The sequence below is a fragment of the Spirillospora sp. NPDC049652 genome (assembly GCF_040675125.1).
Classification (GTDB): domain Bacteria; phylum Actinomycetota; class Actinomycetes; order Streptosporangiales; family Streptosporangiaceae; genus Spirillospora.
Map to the genome: position 1 here is coordinate 1 of NZ_JBFAOF010000936.1, position 2743 is coordinate 2743.

General features: G+C 76.4%; 2 protein-coding genes and 2 pseudogenes. 1 reads left to right on the forward strand and 3 read right to left on the reverse strand.

Features of this window, described 5'->3' with window-relative positions; translation table 11 throughout:
* The 3 genes and pseudogenes from AB0J52_RS35065 to AB0J52_RS35075 form a co-directional block, all read right to left on the reverse strand.
* A pseudogene (locus AB0J52_RS35065) lies at window positions 1-372 on the reverse strand (hypothetical protein); the annotation flags it as partial.
* Window positions 369-1280 (reverse strand): S66 peptidase family protein, encoded by a 912-nt coding sequence (locus AB0J52_RS35070; protein WP_500187207.1) that lies wholly within the window; start codon window positions 1278-1280, stop codon window positions 369-371. The gene AB0J52_RS35070 and the pseudogene AB0J52_RS35065, both read right to left, overlap by 4 nt.
* A 221-nt stretch (window positions 1281-1501) precedes the next feature.
* A complete protein-coding gene (locus AB0J52_RS35075) occupies window positions 1502-2347 on the reverse strand; it encodes an SIR2 family NAD-dependent protein deacylase (RefSeq protein WP_500187209.1) in 846 nt (281 codons plus the stop codon).
* A 150-nt stretch (window positions 2348-2497) separates the two neighbouring features.
* Between AB0J52_RS35075 and AB0J52_RS35080 the strand changes: the two are divergent.
* Window positions 2498-2743, forward strand: a pseudogene (locus AB0J52_RS35080) (sulfotransferase); the annotation flags it as partial.

Below are 2743 nucleotides of genomic sequence, written 5' to 3' on the forward strand. Positions count from 1 at the left end.
CACGGCCTCGATCAGCCCCGGCGCGAACGGCCGGGCCGCCAGCCCGCCGATGTCGGCGGCGCTCTGGTACAGCCGGGTGCGCAGCAGGTGCTGGGCCAGGTCGAAGTCCGACAGGTCGAGCGGCTCCTCCAGCGCGGTGGTGAGCGTGGTGATGTGGTCCGACACCAGCGCGGGCCAGTCGTCGCGCGGCACCAGCCGGGCGATCTGCCGCAGGTCCCGCATCCCGACGTGCAGCCGGGTCGGGCCCTCCAGCAGGATGACGTCGCCGGCCACCGCGCGGCAGCTGTAGCCGAGGCTCTCGGCGACCAGCACCACCAGTGAGTCGAGCGTGCCGTCGGCCGCGGGGTCGTGCCGGGCGTGCCGTCCGGTCATCCGATGCCTCCGAGGAGGTGGCGGGCGCCGGTGTCCAGGACGGCCGGCGCGCCGAGTTCGAGGGTGAGCTGGCGCGGGCCGTGCCCGGCGGGCAGCCCCGCCAGCACCGGCACGCCCAGCGGGGCGAGGCGGGCCGCGAGCAGCGCCTCGCCCTCGGCGGGATCGCCGCAGTCGTGGAAGGAGCCGAGCGCGAACCCGGCCGCGCCGTCCAGCCAGCCGGACTGGAGCAGCTGGGTGAGCATCCGGTCGATCCGGTAGGGCTCCTCGGTGACGTCCTCCAGGAAGACGATCCGCCCGGCGGCCGGGGGCGGGGCGTGCGGGGTGCCGAGCAGGGCGGTCAGCAGCGACAGCGTGCCGCCGGTGAGGGGGCCCTCGGCGCGGCCGTCCCGGATCACCGAGGTGCCGGCCGCTTCGATCGTTCCACTGCCGAACAGCGCGGCGCGCAGGCCGGCCAGGGCGCCCTCGCCGTCCTCTCCGGGGGCCGGCGCCGCGAGGATCTGGGCGGCGGCCATCGGGCCGAAGGACGTGGTGACGCCGAGCCGGGCGCCGAACACGGCGTGCAGCGCGGTGACGTCGCTGGAGCCGTGCAGGATCTTCGGCTCCGGGCCGGTCGCGGCGGCGAGCGCCGTCCAGTCCAGGTGGTCGAGCAGGCGGGTCGCGCCGTAGCCGCCGCGCGCGCACAGCACGGCCCGGACCGAGGGGTCGCACCAGGCGTCGGTCAGGTCGGCGGCGCGGTCGGCGTCGGCGCCGGCGAGCCGGTGCCGGTCGTCGCGCACGACGGGGCCGTGGTCGAGGTTGACGCGGTCGAGGGCGTGCTTGCCGACCGTGACGTCCAGGCCGAGGCCGCGCAGCAGCGCGCAGCCCGCCGCCAGGCGGTCCGGATCCACCGGGCCGCTGGGGGCGATCACCGCCACCCGGTCGCCCGGACGGAGCTTGACATGCCTGCGGGGCCGGGAGTCAGGAATGCCGTCACGGCCCGCCCGATCCGTTTCGCGAGCGCCCCCGCTGCTCAACCCGTTCCCTCCTCGCACCGCGATCCCTAGAGCTTGTCAGGAGATGTCCTCTGATGGAAGGGGCGCGTTGGTCACGACGTGCCAACGGTTCGCGACCGTGCGCCCCGGCGCCCCGGTCAGCCGGCCGGGCCCTCCGCCGCGCCGTCCGCAGGGCCGTCCGCCGGGGCGGCGGCGGGGCCGCCGGTCAGCTCGGCGACCAGCCGCGGCAGCGCCTCGCCGATGGGGGCGCGGACGACCGCGTCGGCCATCGGGTCGTACGGGGTCGGCTCGGCGTTCATGATCACCAGCCGGGCGCCGGCCTCCACCGCCTCGCCGCACAATCCGGCGGCCGGGTGGACGGTCAGCGACGTGCCCACGGCCAGCAGCAGGTCGCAGGCGCGGGCGGCGGCGACCGAGGCGTCCAGCACATCCTCGCGGAGCGCCTGCCCGAACGAGATCGTCGCCGACTTCTGGAGGCCGCCGCACTCGGCGCACGGCGGGTCGTCCTCGCCCGCCTCGACCCGCGCCAGCACCTCCGGCATCGGGGTGCGCAGCCCGCAGGACAGGCACTCGGCCTCGCGCATCGTGCCGTGGATCTCCAGCACCAGCGCCGGGTCGGACCCGGCCCGCTGGTGCAGGCCGTCGATGTTCTGGGTGACCAGGGCGCGCAGCCGCCCGGCGCGCTCCAGCGCCACCAGCGCGGCGTGGCCGGCGTTGGGCCGGGCGTCCCACGCGGGGTGGTCCAGCCGGGACCGCCAGGCGCGGCGGCGCACCTCGGGGTCGGAGATGTAGGCGCCGATGGTCGACATCGCGGCGGCGGAGGGGTCCTTGGTCCACACCCCGCCCGGACCGCGGAAGTCCGGAATGCCGCTGTCGGTGCTGATCCCGGCCCCGGTCAGCACGGTGATCCGGCGGGCCGCGGTCATCAGCGCCCCGGCGCGCGCCATGCCGTCCGGCCCGGGCCCGGGGGATGCTGCTGCCATGCCACCAGACTAGGGCCGGTGCGCCCCGGTTCCGACCGTTCCGTTCGGACCGCCGTCCGCTGGGAATCCCCCTGCCGGGAGAAACACGCCGCCCCCGCTCTGGCGTGGCGGACCGGAGACGGCCCGCGGAGTGAGAAACTGGGGTCACGTATGAGGTCGACGCCGCACATCCTGGTGATCAACGGGACCAAGGTCCGCCGTCCCGTGTTCATCCTGGGATCCCCCCATTCCGGCGCGGACGTGCTCGCCCGCGCAGTCAAGCGGTCCGCCGGGTTCCACCTGACGGCGGGCCGCCCGAACGTGCTGCGCCTGGTCTACGCCTACGCCCGGCGGCCGTCGATCGCCACGGGACGCGGGGTGGGCGCGGCCCGGGTGCTGCGCGACGCCTACGCCGAG